The sequence below is a fragment of the Bacillus sp. D48C genome (assembly GCF_053345735.1).
On the sequence record NZ_JBKFAQ010000032.1, the window covers coordinates 2,533 to 3,101 of the forward strand.

The 569-nt window shown below is 33.6% G+C and carries 1 protein-coding gene; it reads right to left on the reverse strand.

Annotated elements, in window-relative coordinates:
• Positions 1 to 28: 28 nt before the first annotated feature.
• On the reverse strand, positions 29 to 472 hold the full coding sequence (locus ACLBXA_RS29265) for a hypothetical protein (protein WP_447617736.1): 444 nt from the start codon (positions 470 to 472) through the stop codon (positions 29 to 31).
• Between the last annotated feature and the right edge of the window lie 97 nt (positions 473 to 569).

A 569-nucleotide genomic window follows, 5' to 3' on the forward strand; every position in this document is an offset into this window, starting at 1 on the left:
GTATCACCACCTTTCAATGATTATGTGATTACTTCTGATATTGCTCTTTGCAATTTTGAACAAAATAGGTAACTTCTTTTTCAAGTTCGGAATCTTTAAACTTAGAAAAATCAATATCTTTTTTCAATTTTCCTTTTTCATAATAAGCGAGAGAATCCCTTCGTTGTGATAAGCCCCAATCATGAGGATTACTTGAACCTGGAATGTCCTCACGATTTTCATTCAATCCTCTTACTTGAATCTTTTCCTTTTCAGCTATTTTCTTTACAAGAAAGATCCAATCATTACTATGTCTCATATTAGAATTCAACATAACAAAACCTGTTCCATCCTCACTCATGAACTTCTTCATTTCTAACGGACTAAGTTCCATTACTTCCCCTTTTCCCGAGCTAAAGACAAATGTCGAACCAATACCAATTGCAATTAACAGTCCAACAACAGCGGAAATGATCCACCCTTTACGACTCATATGTGTTCCTCCCTATGTCATATTTTTATAAGCGATTTTGAAGTGTGATGAGACACTTTTAAACTCCAACATCTGTCTTTATTTTATAACATTTAAA

What these genes read in the sequence shown, in the direction of transcription:
- ACLBXA_RS29265 (WP_447617736.1), bottom strand. Translation starts at nt 472, where the DNA reads ATGAGTCGTAAAGGGTGGATCATTTCCGCTGTTGTTGGACTGTTAATT.